Consider the following 17,108-nt stretch of genomic DNA (forward strand, 5'->3'; position numbering starts at 1 on the left):
CCGCAAGCCTAGCGAGTCGGCCAGCAAGGGGCCGGGGGGCGGCTCCTGTTTTGGAGACATGCCATGGACCCCGGGGTCGTCGACCTGTCACGGCTGCAATTCGCCGCCACCGCACTGTATCACTTCCTGTTCGTGCCGCTGACGCTGGGCCTGTCGATGATGCTGGTCATCATGGAGTCGGTCTATGTCATGACCAACCGCCCGGTGTGGCGGGTGACCACGCGCTTCTGGGGCAAGATCTTCGGCATCAACTTCGTGCTGGGCGTCGCCACGGGCCTGACCATGGAGTTCCAGTTCGGCACGAACTGGTCCTATTTCTCGCATTATGTCGGCGACATCTTCGGTGCGCCGCTGGCGATCGAGGGGCTGATGGCCTTCTTCCTGGAGGCGACCTTCGTCGGGCTGATGTTCTTCGGCTGGGACCGCCTGTCGAAGCTGGGGCATCTGATCGTCACCTTCATGGTGGCGCTGGGCACCAATTTGTCGGCGCTATGGATCCTGATCGCCAATGGCTGGATGCAGAATCCGGTCGGGGCGAGCTTCAATCCCGATACGATGCGCATGGAAGTGAGCGACTTCGGCGCGGTGCTGTTCAATCCGGTGGCGCAGGCCAAGTTCGTCCATACCGTCAGCGCTGGCTATGTCTGCGCCTCGGTCGTGGTGCTGGGCGTGTCGGCCTTCTGGTTGCTCAAGGGCCGCTTCCTGCCGGTCGCGCGCCGGTCGATGACGGTGGCGGCGGCGTTCGGCCTCGCCTCCTCGCTGTCGGTCGTCGTACTGGGCGACGAGAGCGGCTATGCGCTGACCGACAACCAGAAGATGAAGCTCGCCGCGATCGAGGCGGTCTGGCACACCGAACCCGGCCCCTCCGGCCTGACGCTGTTCGGCTATCCCGACACCGTCGCGCGCGAGACGCGGTACAAGGTCGAGATACCCTGGCTGCTCGGCCTGATCGCGACGCGCAGCCTGGACGGCACGGTCGCGGGCATGTCCGAACTGGTGCTGAAGGCGCAGGAACGGATCGCCTCGGGCATGATCGCCTATGACGCGGTCCAGCAGTTGAAGACGAACCCGACCGACCCGATCCAGCGCGCCCGGTTCGAGGCACACAAGCGCGACCTGGGCTATGCGCTGCTGCTCAAGCGGCAAATGGCCGATCCGCGCGCCGCCAGCCCCAAGCAGATCGAGGCGGCGGCATGGGATACGGTGCCCGATGTCGGCCTGCTCTTCTGGAGCTTTCGCATCATGGCGGCGATCGGCTTTGCGATGATCGCGCTGTTCGCCACCGCCTTCGTCCTGTGTTCGCTCAGGATGCACATGGACGCGCGCTGGTTCCTCCGGCTCGCGGTGGCGGCGATCCCGCTGCCATGGGTGGCGATCGAGCTGGGCTGGCTCGTCGCCGAACTGGGGCGTCAGCCCTGGGCAATCGAGGGCGTGTTGCCGACCTTCCTCGCGACCAGTTCGCTGTCACGCGGGGCGTTGTGGACCACGCTGGCAGGCTTCACCGCGCTTTACGGTGCGCTGGCCGTGATCGAGGTGCGCCTGATCCTCGCCGCCATCGCGCATGGGCCCGAGGAACGGGAGGGCAGGCTCGCCCCGGACCCTATCCCTGCCGCCATTCCCGTTACCGCCTGAAGGAAATCAGGACATGTTCGATTATGAGATGTTGCGCCTGATCTGGTGGGCGCTGCTGGGCGTGCTGCTGATCGGCTTTGCGCTGACCGACGGGTTCGACCTGGGGGTCGCCGCCCTCCTGCCCTTCGTCGCGCGCAGCGATGCCGAGCGGCGGATGGTCATCAACTCCATCGGGCCGACCTGGGAGGGAAACCAGGTATGGTTCATCCTGGGCGGCGGCGCGATCTTCGCGGCCTGGCCGTTCGTCTATGCGGTCAGCTTTTCCGGCTTCTACCTGGCGATGTTCCTGGTGCTCGCCGCACTGATCCTGCGGCCGGTGGGGTTCAAATATCGCTCGAAGAAGCCGGACCCGGCATGGCGTTCGCGTTGGGACTGGGCCTTGTTCGTCGGCGGCATCGTCCCGGCGCTGGTGTTCGGCGTCGCGGTCGGCAATGTCCTGCTGGGCGCGCCCTTCCGCCTCGACGGCGATCTGCGCGCCTTCTACGACGGCACGCTGCTGGGGCTGTTCACGCCCTTTACACTGCTCTGCGGCCTGTTGTCGGTGGCGATGCTGGTGCTGCACGGCGCGGCGTGGCTGTCGATCAAGGTCGAGCATGGTGCCGTGCATGACCGGGCACGCGCGTTCGGGACGGTGGCGGCGATGGCGGCGATCCTGCTCTTCGCGGGTGGCTTGGCGTTCGTCGCCTGGGGCGACATGGGCTACCATATCATCGGTGAGGTCGATCCGATGGGGCCGTCCAATCCGCTGCGTATGACGGCTGAGCGGGCGAGCGGCGCATGGCTGGCCAACTATGCCACCTATCCATGGATGATGGCGCTGCCTGTCATCGGCTTTGTCGGGCCTGCCCTGGCGCTGGTCGGCATCAGGAACGGACGCGAAGCCGTCGCCTTTGCCGGATCGTCGCTCGCCGCCACCGGGATCATCGCCACGGTCGGCTGTTCGATGTTCCCCTTCATCCTGCCGTCGAGCATCGACGCGCATAGCAGCCTGACGGTGTGGAACGCCTCGTCCACGCAAAAGACGCTGGGCATCATGCTGTTCGTCACCATCGTCTTCCTGCCGATCGTGCTCGCCTACACCGCCTGGGCGTACCGGGTGATGTTCGGCCGCGTGACGGCCGAGGCGGTGCGCACCAACCCCGATTTCTACTGAGAAAGGAACGACCCATGTGGTATTTTTCCTGGGTTCTCGGCCTCGGCCTCGCCATCGGTTTCGGTATCCTCAACGGCATGTGGCACGAATTCCACCTCCCGCAGGAAGACGACGTGTCGCCGCCGCACTGACAGATAGGACAATCGGTCCGACGACAGGGGATCATGGCCGCGCTATAAGCCAAGGCCATGATCCCGAACGACGTTTGTGCCGACTGCGCGGTGCGCGACCGGGCCCTGTGCGGCAGCCTCGACGACCGTGAACTGATGGCACTCAATTCCATCGGTCAGCGTCGCCATGTCGCACGCGGCCAGACCATCGCCTGGGCCGGCGACGAGGCGGTCATCTGCGGCAACCTATTGTCCGGCGTGTTGAAACTGGTCGCCGCCACCGCCGACGGGCGCGAACAGACGGTCGGCCTGCTCTATCCGGCGGACTTTTTCGGGCAGCCCTATGCGGGCGATGTCGACTTCACGCTGACCGCGCTGACCGATGCCGAACTCTGCGTCTTCCCACGCGCCGCCTTCGAGCGGGTGCTGGAGGATCACCAGGGCATGGAGCGCCTGCTACTCCGACGGACCTTCGAGTCGCTCAACGAAGCGCGTGGGCGAATGCTGGTGCTGGCGCGCAAATCGGCCGGGGAGAAAGTCGCGGGCTTCCTGCTCGACATGGCGGCGCGCGCGGGCTCCAGCGGATGCCGGGCCAGTCCCGATGGGCCGGTGACGTTCGACCTGCCGCTGACCCGCGGGCAGATCGCCGACGTGCTGGGCATGACGATCGAGACGGTCAGCCGCCAGCTGACCCGGATGAAGCAGAGCGGCGTCATCCGCCTGCCCGGCGGCCGCGCCATCACGATCAGCGACCCCGACGCGCTGGCCGCACGCGCCGAGGCCGCCTAAAGGGTCAGGCCGCCACGCCGTCCGCCAGCGCATCGACCAGCAACGCGCGCGCCTCCGGGGTCAATCGGTGCCCCGCCAGCGCGATGATGGTCAGGCCTTCGAAATCGACCGCGCGGCGGCACCCGGTGAAGAAGCTCCGCAGCATATAGCCCAGCGTTTCGGGGGTCGCGAACGCATCCCCCTCGTCAAGGGCGGCGATCAGCTCGCGGGCAGCGGCACCATCGGCCATGTGCCGATGGCGGACATGGTCGATCAGCGTCCAGGCCAGCGGGTCTTCGTGCCCGTTGAGCAGCATCGCCGCCAGGTAATCGCCATCGGCCCGCTCGCCCTTCGTCACCAATTCCCGCAATGCCGTCAGGAATGCCGCCATCATCGGCGTGGCAGGACGGTCGGGCAGGCCATCCGCAATCGCCTCCGCCTGGGTGGCGAGGGCCAGCCGGTCGCGATGCTCCTGCATCAGGCGGATCAGGTCGATTTCGTGGATGACGTGCCAGCGACGCGCGAACGGCACGACGCTGCCTTGAAGCGGGTTGCGGTCCATCGCGCAGGGTCTCCTTCGCCGCCCTCGTGACGCGAAGGAGCGTCGACGACATTGACGATGGTCAAAATGCCGGTGGCTGGTCGTTCAGAGCCGACGCGCGAGATGCCGGTGAATGGTGCTGCGGTGGACGCCCAGTTGCCGCGCCGCCGCCGTGATATTGCCGCCGTAGGCCGCCAGTGCCGCGTCGATCGCCTCCGCCCGGTCGTCGGCCAGCGGACGCGCGACCGCCAGTTCGATGCCGCCACCCCGAGCGTCCGCATCCCAGCCGCCGATCAACGTCGCGCCGTTGGCCAGCGTCAGACGCCCTCGCGCCGCTTCTCCACGCATATCGAGCACCTCGCCCAGCGCGGTATCGTCCAGCGCCTCCCAGCTCCGCCCGACTAGCGACAAACCGCGCCGGTTGGCGGCGACCAGCCGGTCGTCGCGGAAGACCAATATCCCCTCGCGCGCGGTGCCCAGCATCGCCGCATCGTCGTGCATCCGCAGCACCTGGCAATCGGTGAAGCCGGAGCGGAACAGCCGGTGCTCGATCTGGTCGACCGCCAGCCGGATCAGGCCCAGCGCATGGCCGTGCCCACCGGCGGACGGCCCCGAGATATCAAGCGCCCCGACGATCGCACCGCGCGGGTCGAGGATCGGGGTCGCCGCGCAACTCAGCACCGCATGTTCGGCGAAGAAATGCTCCGGGCCGTAAACCGCGATCGGACGACGCTCGGCGATGGCGGTGCCGATCGCATTGGTGCCGGTGCTCGCCTCGGTCCAGGACATGCCGGGGCGCAGCGCCACCTGCGCCGCGCGCGACAGGAAGCCGGTGTCGCCGATACTGTCGAGGATCATGCCGTCCGCATCGGCCAGGATCACGACGCTGCCCGTCTCGCGCGCCTCGCCCGCCAGCATCTCCAGTTCGGGACGACACAGGCGGCGCAGTGTCTCGCGCCGCTGGCGAAGCGCGTGGAGTTCACTTTCGGTCAGCGGATCGCCGTCCCGCCGCCGACCCTGCGCCAGGCCCATATCGGTGCAGCGCAGCCAGGAGCGCAGCACCGGCTGGCGCACGCTTTCCAGCGGCAACTGCCCCTCGTCGAAATAGGCGCGTCGCCCCTGCTCTATCCCGGCGCCGTCCATCGCCGCATCCTTCTCCGCCACATCCTTATTGGAGTGTCGCATATTGCGACACCGGCGCGTATCGCGCGTCGCGCCGTGCGACACATGCTACGCCTCCCGCGAAGAAAGTCCATCGTCGGCTACGCGCTTCGTCGCGGACCGGCTTGTCCCCGGTGGGACACAGGCAGACCCTTTGTTCAGACAAGACGAAGGAGAGGTTCCATGACGATCCAGGACGCCATCAAGGCCCGCACCGCGCCGTTCAAACAGCGTTACGCCAATTTCATCGGCGGCCGCTGGGTCGATCCGGTCGACGGTCGCTGGTTCGACAACCGATCGCCGATCGACGGACAGGTCATCTGCCAGGTCGCACGCAGCCAGGCCGCCGATGTCGAACTCGCGCTCGACGCCGCGCACAAGGCCAAGGACGGCTGGGGCCGCACCAGCGTCGCCGAGCGCGCGCTGATCCTCCACCGCATCGCCGACCGGATGGAGGAGAACCTGTCGCTCCTCGCCACCGCCGAAACCTGGGACAATGGCAAGCCGATCCGCGAGACGACCGCCGCCGACCTGCCGCTCGCCATCGACCATTTCCGCTATTTCGCCGGATGCATCCGCGCGCAGGAAGGCGGCATCTCGGAGATCGACCACGACACCGTCGCCTATCACTTCCACGAACCGCTGGGCGTGGTGGGACAGATCATCCCGTGGAACTTCCCACTGCTGATGGCCTGCTGGAAACTCGCGCCCGCGCTGGCGGCAGGAAATTGCGTGGTGCTGAAACCCGCCGAGCAGACCCCCGCCTCGATCCTGGTGCTGGCCGAACTGATCGGCGACCTGCTGCCCGAGGGCGTGCTGAACATCGTCAACGGATATGGCGTGGAGGCGGGCAAGCCGCTGGCGCAGAGCCCGCGCATCGCCAAGATCGCCTTCACCGGCGAGACGACGACTGGGCAGCTGATCATGTCCTATGCCTCGGAAAACCTGATCCCCGTCACGCTGGAGCTGGGGGGCAAGAGCCCCAACATCTTCTTTTCCGATGTCGCGGCGGCGGATGACGACTATTTCGACAAGGCGATCGAGGGTTTCGCCATGTTCGCGCTCAACCAGGGCGAGGTCTGCACCTGTCCCAGCCGCGCGCTGGTGCACGAATCCATCTATGACCGCTTCATGGAAAAGGCGGTCGCGCGGGTCGAGGCGATGATCCAGGGCGACCCGCTCGACCCCGCCACCATGGTCGGCGCGCAGGCCTCGCAGGAGCAGATGGACAAGATCCTCGGCTATCTCGACATCGGCCGCGACGAAGGGGCCAAGGTGCTGACCGGCGGCACCCGCAATCGGCCGGAGGGACTGGAGGGCTATTACGTCAAGCCGACCGTGCTCAGCGGCAACAACAAGATGCGCGTGTTCCAGGAGGAGATATTCGGCCCCGTCGTCTCGGTCGCGACCTTCAAGGACGATGAGGAGGCGCTGCGCATCGCCAACGACACGCCCTACGGCCTGGGTGCGGGCGTGTGGACCCGCGACGGCACCCGCGCCTATCGCATGGGCCGCGCGATCCAGGCGGGGCGCGTGTGGACCAACTGCTACCATGCCTATCCCGCCCATGCGGCGTTCGGCGGTTACAAGCGGTCCGGGATCGGGCGCGAGACGCACCGGATGATGCTGGATCACTATCAGCAGACCAAGAACCTGCTCGTCAGCTATTCGGCCAAGAAGCTCGGCTTCTTTTGATCCCGGTCAAAGCGGGGACGGTCGATCACGCCCATCCCCGCTCCATCATCATCCGACAGGAGAAGATCCATGGCAAAAACCATGAAGGCAGCCGTCGTCCGCGAATTCGGCGCCCCGCTCACCATCGATGAAGTCCCCGTGCCGGAGGTCGGCGACGGCCTGATCCAGGTCGCGATCCAGGCGTCGGGCGTCTGCCACACCGACCTGCACGCCGCCGAGGGCGACTGGCCGGTCAAGCCCAACCCGCCCTTCATTCCGGGCCATGAGGGCGTCGGCTATGTCTCGGCGGTCGGCAAGGGCGTGAAGCATATCAAGGAAGGCGATCGGGTCGGCGTGCCGTGGCTCTACACCGCCTGCGGTCACTGCGTGCACTGCCTGGGCGGCTGGGAGACCTTGTGCGAGAGCCAGCTCAACACCGGCTATTCGGTCAATGGCGGCTTTGCCGATTATGTGATCGCCGATCCGAACTTCGTCGGCCACCTCCCCGCCAATATCGGCTTCACCGAGATCGCGCCCGTGCTGTGCGCCGGGGTCACGGTCTACAAGGGACTGAAGATGACCGATACCAAGCCGGGTGACACGGTGGTCATCTCGGGCATCGGCGGTCTTGGCCATATGGCCGTGCAATATGCCGTCGCCATGGGGCTGAACGTCGCGGCAGTCGATGTCGACGACGCCAAGCTGGACCTCGCCCGTCGACTGGGCGCGAAGGTGACGGTCAACGCCCGGACCGAAGCGGATCCGGCTGCGGCGATCAAGCGCGAGACCGGCGGCGGTGCGCAAGGTGCCCTCGTCACCGCGGTCAGCGAAAGGGCCTTCGCGCAGGCCGTCGGCATGATGGCGCGCGGCGGCACGGTGGCGCTGAACGGCCTGCCGCCCGGCGACTTTCCGCTCAACATCTTCGGGCTGGTGCTGAACGGCATCACGGTCCGCGGGTCGATCGTCGGCACCCGGCTCGACCTGCAGGAATCGCTCGACTTCGCCGCCGACGGCAAGGTGAAGGCGACCGTCTCCACCGCACCGCTGGCCGAGGTCAATCAGGTGTTCGACCGGATGCGAAAAGGCCAGATCGAGGGCCGCATCGTCCTCGACCTCGCCGCCTGATAACGGCGCGGGCGGCGGCTTCGGCCCCGCCCGTCGCACGGGGCATGACCATGTCCGGTCGCATGGCCTGACCAATCGAGCGACGCCGCTTTCTACCAGACAAGCGCGACGGGAATGATCGGCGCGACATCTGTTGCGGATCCGCGCGACATGATTGACCGATGCCTAAAAGACCTTCCGCAAATTGAAGCTGAGGGTCCGCCCGAGCGGATCGAGATAGGCGGGCTGGTAGCTGAGCGGTGTCGTGCCTGTTCGGTCGCGAACACGTGGCCGTATGTTGAACAGGTTGGTGACGCCCAGCGTGGCACGCATCCCCTTCACCCATCCGGGTACTGCGGAACCGCCGAAGCGATCGGCAAGGTTGGCGAACACATTGAGGTTGACCGTTGCGAGACCGGCGAAGTGCAAGTCGTCGCCGGCGCCGCGAATCTCCGTCCCGCTCCGCCACGTGGCCGTGACACGGGCACCCAGGCCGCGCTTGAACGCTCCGGCCTGAAACTCGACCTCGTGACGACGTCGCCCCCCACCGAAATTGACCGCACCGCCGTTCAACAGATCGAGTGCGGGAAGTCCGCCGCGCAAGGTGATCGCATCCTCCAGATACCAGTTGTGATACAGGCTGACGAACACCCGGCTTGTCATATTGGCGGCGCTCTTCGCCATCGCGCTTCCAGGCTCGGCCTTGGTGAAGACGGCACCCGGCAATGCCCGCCGGGCTTCCGCTTCGCTGGCGAACACCCTTGTCCGGATGTTCTGCAACCCCGGCGGCACCGGCCCCAATGGCCTGGTGAAGTTGATGCCCCAACGCACCTGATGCTGACGAGCCTCCGCGAAATTGAGTGGCCGTGCATCGATCCGCTGGAGTCGCCCTTGGTCATCGCGTGAGAAGCGATCCGGGAAGGCCATCTCGATTTGCGGCGTCACGATGGGAAAGGCGGCGATCGGATCGTCGATACGCGTGGCGACATAGTCGAGGCTGAGGGTCAGGTCGGTACGGGCAAGGGGGTGGACATTAAGCCCCAGCCGGACGACGTGACGGTCATCGGAGCGCAGGGCCGCATTGCCGCCGGAAACGCGCGTGACGTCCACCACCTCGCCCCGTCCGATATCGAACGTCCGGACATTGGGCGTGACCAGCAACGGCGCGCCGAGCTGCTCCAACGTCGGCGCGCCCTGTTCGTCGGTAACGGAGGCAATGAAGCCCACCGCCTCGACCGGCGACCAGGCAAGACCATAGCCGAAGGTCCGCAAACTGCCCGCATCGGACAACTGCTCGACCGCGAGGTTCATATTGGCGGAAAGCTTGCCGATCGGGGACGCCCCCCTGTCGGTGCGGCCCAGAATCGGCAGGTCGACGCTGACCTGCGCCGCCGCACGATCACGGGATAGAGTCGATCGGCTGGCAAGGCCGCCCCGCTGCGATCGGCCGTCAAAGTCGCGAGCATCGACACCGGCGCGCACACTTGCCGACAACGGCCCTGCGGGCAATTCCATGATCGGGCCGGTCAGCAGCAGGTCGGCATTGACCAGCCTGTCGGTCGAACGGGCCAGATCGCGCTCGCCGGTTTCGTCGACGCGATCGGTAAGCACCTTGGTGAGGGTATGGTCGTAATTGCCGGTGAACGTCCATAGCCATCGGCCTTGCCTGCCGCCCAGCGTGGTGCCCAGATGCCTGACGCGCCGGTTGCTGTCGCGGCGCAGTGGACCATCCTCGCCAAGCCCGAGCAAACTCTCGCTACCGGTCACCTCGAAGCGGGCGTTCAGGGTCGCCGATACGTCACCCAGGACATGGCCGCTGACCAACCCGTTGATCGAGGCTTGTTCGCTTTTCGGCAACAGCGTTCGGAACCGCCCGAGCTCAGGCGAACCGGAAAACTGCCGTACATCCCGGTCGCTCTCCAACAGCGACGCGGTGCGATTGTATGTCGCCCCCAGACCGATACGAGTATCCGCGCGAAGGCGAAGATAGTCGATATTGCCCACACCCGTGTCGCCTGCACCGTCGGTCGGTGCGAAATAACCGACCTGCCCGACCCGAGAGGTGAAACGCTCGTACGTCACCACGTTCACGACCTTCTGGTCGGCCCGATAGCCGTATTTGAGCGCCAGTTCCTCAGGGAACACCTCCATTCGCTCGATCGCCTCGGTGGGTATCCGCGCGATCTCGGAAAAGTCCGACACGCGCCGACCATTGAGCAACGTGACCGGGCCCCCATCCCCGCGCCCACGGTTGCTCGCCACCTGCGGGCCGATCGCTTCCAGCAGCGCACCGATATTGTCGGCACCATAGGCCCTGATATCGAGCGGGCTGAACGTCCGCTCCGGCGGAAGATCGCCGACCACTGCACCGCGTGGCGTTTGTCCGGTCACGACGATGTCGCTCGTGTCCGCGCCAACACCGGCGGCCCCCGATGCCCTTTTCAGAAGTGCCGGGTTCCTGCGGAACTGCTCTTCGAGCCGCCGCTGGATTTCGGGGGGCAAGGGTTTCCCGTCGACACCACGGAACTCCATCCGGGGTGCGGCATCCTTGGGCGGAAGCGGCATATCGGTCGGCGTGTCCGTCCGGCTCGGCGGGGCCGGAACCTGGATTGGCGGAGGAGACGCGGCAGCCTTCCCTGACGTCTGCTGTGCGTGAAGCCCGCCCGAGGCCACCCCCGCCAGCAATCCCGCCACGACCTTGTGTCCTACCTTCATGCCATTTCCCCCGACCATTCGTCAGGATGGCGTTCAAGCGGAGAAGGGTAGCGTGGTGATGGCTGTTCGGTAGCGAGCGATGATACGCAAATGCTACATGACCTTGGTAGAGCCATATCCATGGAAGCCGACACGATAGCAGCCAGCACGATCCTTATCGTCGACGACGATGCCAGCATCCGCGATGCGCTCGCCGATTTCCTGGGCGGGCATGGCTATACGGTCCGCGCCGTGGGCAACGCGGCGGCGTGCGAGCGCGAACTGTTGCGTGCGACGGCCGACCTGATCGTGCTGGACGTGATGATGCCGGGCGAGGACGGGCTTTCCCTGTGCCGCCGTCTTGCGCCCGCCGGCACGCCGATCCTGATGCTCAGCGCGCTCGACGCCGTGACCGACCGCATCGTCGGGCTGGAGGTCGGCGCCTGGGACTATCTGACCAAACCGTTCGAGCCGCGCGAATTGCTGGCGCGGGTGCGTGCGCTTTTGCGCCGCCCCGGGGTGGAACGGGTCGACAGCGAGCGCACGCACGGCGGGATGGCTTTCGCCGGATGGTGGTTCGACATCGAGCAACGACGGTTGCGCGACCCCGCCGGGCGCCTACTCTCGCTCAGCGAGGGCGAACATGCGCTTCTTGCCGCCTTTGTCCGGCGACCCGGGCGGATTCTGACCCGCGATGCCCTACTCGACCTGGCGCGTGGCCTGGACACGGCATCCTATGACCGAGCCATCGACATCGCCGTCAGCCGCCTGCGCCGCAAGCTTGCCGAGGCGCATCCTGCCCCGCTGATCGAGACGGTGCGCGGCGTCGGATATCGCTTCCTGCCATCGGTCCATCCGGCATGAAGCGCGCGCCCAGCGCGCTGGTGTCGATCGGCGGCTTCGGCATCGCCGTTGCGACGTTGAGCGTCGCGACCACGGCGGCGATCGTCATCCTCGCGCCCCAGCCACCGGTGCAACGGATCAGCGTGGGGGAAGCGGTCGCGGCATTGCGGGCGCCCAAGCCGGGTTTCGAGCGTCGCCTTGTCGCCGAGCCCCCGCACGGCGCACGCCTGATGATGCTGGAAGGACTGATCGCAGCCGAACTGGGTCGCCGAGCCAGGGATGTACAGGTGACATGGCCGGGCAGGACAGAACGGATCGGCGTGCATGTCGGGAAGGCAACCGTCAGCACGATGCTGCCCCCCGGTGCCAGGGCTCTTCCACCCTCGTTCGTCTTGCTGCGACGGGCGCGCGGCCGTTTCGAGATGGTCCCGCCCGGTGCCGCCAGCGGTGCGGTCCGCAAGGCGCTGATCGACTTGCCGATGACCGGCTTCACGGCAAGCGTCCGCCAGTCGGATGGCCGATGGCTGAGCGTGGAGCCGGCCCGACCGTTTCTCGGTGGGTGGCAGCGCAACATCCTGATCGCACTGGCCGTCAGCCTGTTGCTGCTCGCGCCTATCGCATGGTTCTTCGCCAGACGGCTTACCCGCCCGTTTCGCGCGCTTGCCGGTGCGCTCGACGACGACACCGTGGAGGCGGTTCCGCAGGAGGGGCCGCGTGAACTGCGCGATGCGGCCGCGGCGATTGGCGCGATGCGCAACCGGCTGGCCATCGAGGCGACCGAACGCGCACGGATGCTGACCGCGATCGCCCACGACCTGCGCACCCCGTTGACCGGTCTGCGCCTGCGGATCGAAGCGACACCCGAGCCGCAGCGCGCGCGCATGGTCGCCGATATTGAGCGGATGCAGGCGATGATCGGCGAGGTGCTTGCGTTTGCGCGGGAAGCCGCGACACCGGCGGACGTGCTGGACGTTCGACCGCTGCTCGCGGCGATCGTCGAGGAGATGGCCGGGGACAAGGCAGCAGTCCGGCTCCTGCCGGGTGACGATGCCCAGATCCTGGTGGCCGAACCCGCATTTCGCCGAGCGGTCGAAAATCTCGTGCGCAACGCGATTGACTATGCGGGGGGTGGCACGATTGCGGTGCGCAACGACGAGGCCACCATTGCCATTTCGATCGCGGACGACGGCCCCGGCATCCCTGCGGCGGACCGTGAACGCCTGTTGCGGCCGTTCGAGCGCGGCGACGCCTCTCGCAACCGCGACACCGGCGGCGTGGGCCTCGGCCTCAGCATCGTCCGCGATTTCGTGGCCCGGCATCGCGGTGAGTTCACCTTGGCCGATGCTCCGGGCGGCGGGACGATCGCAACCCTGCGGCTTCCCTCGGCTTGACCTTCCGGCCCCCTCCCGGAGCCTGAATCTGATTACCCTATCGGCGCATCGCCCTTCTGACGCTGTCATCGATGAACCTACTCGACCCCGACATGTTTCTTGTCTGGATTGCGGATAAGAACGGGCGCAGACCGTCATGATAAGGTACGGGGCCGCAAACGCCGGATCTACGACGGCATCTAGGAGAAATGGATTGCCTTCTTTCGCGACGGACGACGCCCTGACCGGCACGCGTGGACTGGACGATGTGCTCAGGGGCGGCCTCGAACGGGCGCGGACATTCCTGCTGGAGGGGAGCCCGGGCACGGGCAAGACGACCATCGCGCTCCAGTTCCTGATGACCGGCGCGGCGGCGGGCGAGCGGTGCCTGTACGTCACGCTGTCGGAGACCGAGGACGAATTGCGCACCACCGCGACGGCCCATGGCTGGAACCTGACCGGGGTCGAGGTCTATGAACTGATCCCGCCGGAAAACCTGCTCGACGACGACCAGCAGCAGAGCCTGCTCTATTCGTCCGACCTGGAACTGGGCGAAACCACCAAGCGCATCTTCGAGGCGTTCGAGCGGGTGAAGCCCCACCGCCTCGTCATCGACAGCCTGTCCGAGATCCGGCTGCTCGCGCAGAGCTCGCTGCGCTATCGGCGGCAGATCCTGGCGCTCAAACATTATTTCGCCAAGAGCCGGACGACGGTGCTGATGCTCGACGACCTGACCACCGACACCAACGACAAGACGGTGCATTCGGTGGCGCACGGCGTCATCCGGCTGGAAGAGCTCGCCCCCGAATATGGGGCCGAGCGGCGGCGGCTTCGCGTCGTCAAGTATCGGGGGCGCCGGTTCCGTGGCGGTTATCACGACACGACGATAGAAACGGGCGGCATCCACGTCTTTCCACGCCTGGTGTCCGCCGAACATCGGACCAGCTTCGACCGCGACGTGCTGACCACCCAGTCCACCGAGCTGAATCAGTTGCTCGGCGGCGGGATCGAGCGCGGGTCGAGCGTCCTGGTGCTGGGCCCGGCGGGTACGGGCAAGAGCTCGATCGCGCTCACCTTCATCCAGACGGCGGTGGCGCGCGGCGAAAGTGCCGCGATGTTCGTGTTCGACGAGGAGGTCGGGCTGTTGATCGAGCGCGCGCTGGGGATCGGCATCGACCTTCAGGCGATGATCGACGACGGCAAGCTGCTGCTGCAACAGGTGGACGCCGCCGAACTGTCGCCCGGCGAATTTTCCTCCCGCGTGCGGAGGTCGGTCGAGGAATATGGCGCCAGGACGGTCGTGGTAGACAGCCTCAACGGCTATCAGGCCGCGATGCCGGGCGAGCAGGCGCTGATCCTTCACCTGCACGAGCTGCTGCAATATCTCAATCGCCAGGGCGCGACGACGTTCCTGACGGTCGCGCAGCACGGGCTGGTCGGCGACATGAAGACGCCGGTCGACGTGACCTATCTGGCGGATACGGTGATCCTGCTTCGCTATTTCGAGGCGCTCGGCCGGGTGCGCCGCGCCATTTCGATCGTCAAGAAGCGCACTGGCCCGCACGAAAACACAATCCGCGAATACCGGATCGGCGGCAAAGGGATCACGCTCGGCGAGCCGCTGATCAAGTTCCAGGGGGTGCTGCGCGGGGTGCCGACGCTGCATGGTACGAACGATCTGCTGAATGGTGACGATTTTTCGGACGGTGACGGGGCGTGAAGCGGACGACCGTTTCGGAACGTGCCCTGGTCCTGGCACCGCGCGGACGCGATGCGGTATTGGCGAGCGCGATGCTGGCCGAGGCGCATCTCGAAACTGCGATCTGCCCGTCCCTGCCGCATCTGGTCGCCGAACTCGACCAGGGCGCGGCGCTTGTCGTCGTCACCGAGGAAGCGATCGCGACCGCCGACCTGTCCGGCCTGTCGGATTGGCTCGGCAGCCAGGAGGAATGGTCCGACCTGCCGTTCATCCTGCTGACCCGCCATGGCGGCGGGCTGGAGCGCAATCCGGCTGCGGCGCGCCATCTCGAGGTGCTGGGCAACGTCACCTTCCTGGAACGCCCCTTTCATCCGACCACGCTGATCAGCATCGTGCGCTCGGCCGTCCGGGCGCGTCGCCGCCAATATGACGCACGCGCCCGCCTGATCGCGTTGCAGGACAGCGAGGCGCGCTACCGAACGCTGTTCGAGAATATCGAGGTCGGCTTTTGCATCATCGACATGATCTTCGACGAGGCGGGGCATCCGGTCGACTATCGCTTCGTCGAGGCCAATCCCGCCTTCGAGAAACAGGCCGGTTTCGAGCCCGCCGGCCGCCGGATCCGTGAGGTCGTGCCCCATCACGAACAGCATTGGTTCGATTTCTATGGCAGGATCGCGACGACGGGTATCCCTGACCGGGTGGAGGAAGGCTCCGCCGCGTTGAGGCGATGGTGGGATGTCCATGCCTTTCGCGTGGGCGATGCCGCCAGCCGCCGCATCGCGGTGCTGTTCAACGACATCACCGCGCGTCGCAACGTCGAGCTGCGTCTGAAGGAGATGAACGAAACGCTGGAGGCGCAGGTCGCCGCGCGCTCGGCGGAGCGCGACCGGCTGTGGAACCTGTCGCAGGACATGCTCGCCCGCGCCGATTATACCGGGATGATGTCCGCGGTCAGCCCGGCCTGGAACTGGGTGCTCGGCTGGACCACCGAGGAATTACTGTCACGCGGCTATGCCTCATTCATGCACCCCGATGACACGGCCCCCACCCTCGCCGCGATCGAGGCCATGGCGCGCACGGCACGGCCGACACGGTTCGAGAACAGGATCGCCACCCGTGACGGCGACTGGAAATGGATCGAGTGGACGGTCGCGCCGGAGCCCGACGGCGTCAATTTCATCGCGGTGGGACGCGACCTGAGCCATGCCAAGGCACGCGAGGCCGAACTCCAGACCGCGCAGGAAGCCCTGCGACAAAGCCAGAAGATGGAGGCGATGGGCAGCCTGACCGGCGGCGTCGCGCATGACTTCAACAACCTGCTGACCCCGATCGTCGGATCGCTCGACCTGCTGCACCGCAAGGGGCTGGGCTCCGACCGCGAGCGGCGGCTGATCGACGGTGCGCTACAGTCCGCCGAGCGCGCCCGGACGTTGGTCCAGCGCCTGCTGGCGTTCGCCCGTCGCCAGCCGCTTCAGGCGATCGCGGTCGATGTGCCGCTGCTGGTGCAGGGGATGCGCGACCTGATCGGATCGACGCTGGGACCGACCATCGCCTTGAACCTGGACGCGGCATCCGATCTGCCGCTGGCCAAGGCGGACCCCAACCAGCTGGAAATGGCGCTGCTCAACCTGGCGGTGAATGCGCGCGATGCCATGCCCGAGGGCGGCACGCTGACCATCGCGGTGACGCGCGAGTCCATCCTGGAGCCGCGTCCGGGTCTGGCGCGTGGTCACTATATTCGGGTCAGCGTGCGGGATACCGGCATCGGCATGGACGAGAAGACCCGCGCCCGCGCGGTCGAGCCCTTCTTCTCGACCAAGGGGATCGGCAAGGGGACCGGGCTGGGTCTGTCGATGGTGCACGGACTGGCGGCCCAGCTGGGCGGTGCGCTGACCATCGACAGCGAAGTCGGCCAGGGGACGATCATCGCGCTCTGGCTGCGCGTCGGCAACGACCTGCCCGAGATCGAGCAGCGTTCGGCTCAGGCGATCGAGCATCACGACGCGCGCGGCGTGGCTCTGCTGGTCGATGACGAGGATCTGGTGCGCATGAGCACCGCGCATATGCTGTCCGAATTCGGCTATGACGTGGTCGAGGCGCATTCGGGCGAGGCCGCCCTTCGGATGATCGAGGATGGGCTGGCCCCGAACCTTCTCGTCACCGATCACCTGATGCCGGGGATGACCGGGGCCCAGCTCGTCGAGACGGTAAAGGCGATCCAGCCCGCGCTGCCCGCCCTGATCGTGTCGGGCTATGCGGAAGCCGAGGGCATTGACCCGACCGTGCCCCGGATCACCAAGCCGTTCCGGAGCAGCGAACTGGCCGAAACGCTCTCCGAAATCGTGAAGTGAGGCCG

At 66.6% G+C, this 17,108-nt stretch carries 13 protein-coding genes; 10 read left to right on the top strand and 3 right to left on the bottom strand.

Annotated elements, in window-relative coordinates:
- Nucleotides 1–63 precede the first annotated feature (63 nt).
- From SOM26_RS09135 to SOM26_RS09150, 4 genes are read left to right on the top strand one after another with little or no spacing between them, the layout of a single operon-like run.
- Nucleotides 64–1,632: a cytochrome ubiquinol oxidase subunit I gene (locus SOM26_RS09135; RefSeq protein WP_320452416.1), complete on the top strand. Its 1,569-nt coding sequence runs from the start codon at nucleotides 64–66 to the stop codon at nucleotides 1,630–1,632.
- Between the two features lie 13 nt (nucleotides 1,633–1,645).
- On the top strand, nucleotides 1,646–2,785 hold the full coding sequence (gene cydB, locus SOM26_RS09140; protein WP_320452417.1) for a cytochrome d ubiquinol oxidase subunit II: 1,140 nt from the start codon (nucleotides 1,646–1,648) through the stop codon (nucleotides 2,783–2,785).
- A gap of 14 nt (nucleotides 2,786–2,799) precedes the next feature.
- Entirely contained in the window at nucleotides 2,800–2,916 is a 117-nt protein-coding gene (gene cydX / locus SOM26_RS09145) for a cytochrome bd-I oxidase subunit CydX (RefSeq protein ID WP_320452418.1), read from the top strand.
- A gap of 57 nt (nucleotides 2,917–2,973) precedes the next feature.
- On the top strand, nucleotides 2,974–3,684 hold the full coding sequence (locus SOM26_RS09150; RefSeq protein WP_320452419.1) for a Crp/Fnr family transcriptional regulator: 711 nt from the start codon (nucleotides 2,974–2,976) through the stop codon (nucleotides 3,682–3,684).
- 4 nt (nucleotides 3,685–3,688) lie between these two features.
- Here the strand turns inward: SOM26_RS09150 and SOM26_RS09155 are convergent, their stop codons facing one another.
- Both SOM26_RS09155 and SOM26_RS09160 read right to left on the bottom strand, forming a co-directional pair.
- The gene (locus tag SOM26_RS09155; RefSeq protein WP_320452420.1) at nucleotides 3,689–4,225 is read right to left on the bottom strand and encodes a hypothetical protein; all 537 of its coding nucleotides are present in this window, start codon (nucleotides 4,223–4,225) and stop codon (nucleotides 3,689–3,691) included.
- Nucleotides 4,226–4,309: 84 nt separating this feature from the next.
- A complete protein-coding gene (locus SOM26_RS09160) occupies nucleotides 4,310–5,389 on the bottom strand; it encodes a sigma-54-dependent Fis family transcriptional regulator (protein ID WP_320452421.1) in 1,080 nt (359 codons plus the stop codon).
- 159 nt (nucleotides 5,390–5,548) lie between these two features.
- Between SOM26_RS09160 and adh the strand changes: the two genes are divergently transcribed.
- Together adh and adhP are read left to right on the top strand one after the other, a co-directional pair.
- Nucleotides 5,549–7,060, top strand: coding sequence for an aldehyde dehydrogenase (adh, locus tag SOM26_RS09165; RefSeq protein ID WP_320452422.1), 1,512 nt, complete (start codon nucleotides 5,549–5,551; stop codon nucleotides 7,058–7,060).
- 69 nt (nucleotides 7,061–7,129) lie between these two features.
- On the top strand, nucleotides 7,130–8,164 hold the full coding sequence (gene adhP / locus SOM26_RS09170; RefSeq protein ID WP_320452423.1) for an alcohol dehydrogenase AdhP: 1,035 nt from the start codon (nucleotides 7,130–7,132) through the stop codon (nucleotides 8,162–8,164).
- A gap of 165 nt (nucleotides 8,165–8,329) precedes the next feature.
- On the opposite strand, the gene SOM26_RS09175 is transcribed toward adhP, so the two are convergent.
- Nucleotides 8,330–10,858 (bottom strand): TonB-dependent receptor, encoded by a 2,529-nt coding sequence (locus tag SOM26_RS09175; RefSeq protein WP_320452424.1) that lies wholly within the window; start codon nucleotides 10,856–10,858, stop codon nucleotides 8,330–8,332.
- A gap of 120 nt (nucleotides 10,859–10,978) precedes the next feature.
- Between SOM26_RS09175 and SOM26_RS09180 the strand changes: the two genes are divergently transcribed.
- The 4 genes from SOM26_RS09180 to SOM26_RS09195 all read left to right on the top strand — a co-directional run bounded on the left by SOM26_RS09180 (nucleotide 10,979) and on the right by SOM26_RS09195 (nucleotide 17,103).
- Nucleotides 10,979–11,701, top strand: a complete 723-nt coding sequence (locus SOM26_RS09180) for a response regulator (RefSeq protein ID WP_320452425.1) — start codon at nucleotides 10,979–10,981, stop codon at nucleotides 11,699–11,701.
- The gene (locus SOM26_RS09185) at nucleotides 11,698–13,071 is read left to right on the top strand and encodes a sensor histidine kinase (protein WP_320452426.1); all 1,374 of its coding nucleotides are present in this window, start codon (nucleotides 11,698–11,700) and stop codon (nucleotides 13,069–13,071) included. Before SOM26_RS09180 ends, SOM26_RS09185 begins: the two co-directional genes overlap by 4 nt.
- 193 nt (nucleotides 13,072–13,264) lie before the next feature.
- Nucleotides 13,265–14,770 (top strand): ATPase domain-containing protein, encoded by a 1,506-nt coding sequence (locus SOM26_RS09190; RefSeq protein WP_320452427.1) that lies wholly within the window; start codon nucleotides 13,265–13,267, stop codon nucleotides 14,768–14,770.
- Between the two features lie 71 nt (nucleotides 14,771–14,841).
- On the top strand, nucleotides 14,842–17,103 hold the full coding sequence (locus tag SOM26_RS09195; RefSeq protein ID WP_320452770.1) for a hybrid sensor histidine kinase/response regulator: 2,262 nt from the start codon (nucleotides 14,842–14,844) through the stop codon (nucleotides 17,101–17,103).
- Nucleotides 17,104–17,108 lie beyond the last annotated feature (5 nt).

Origin of the sequence: Sphingomonas sp. CFBP8993 (genome assembly GCF_034044895.1) — a bacterium.
Lineage (GTDB): Bacteria > Pseudomonadota > Alphaproteobacteria > Sphingomonadales > Sphingomonadaceae > Sphingomonas.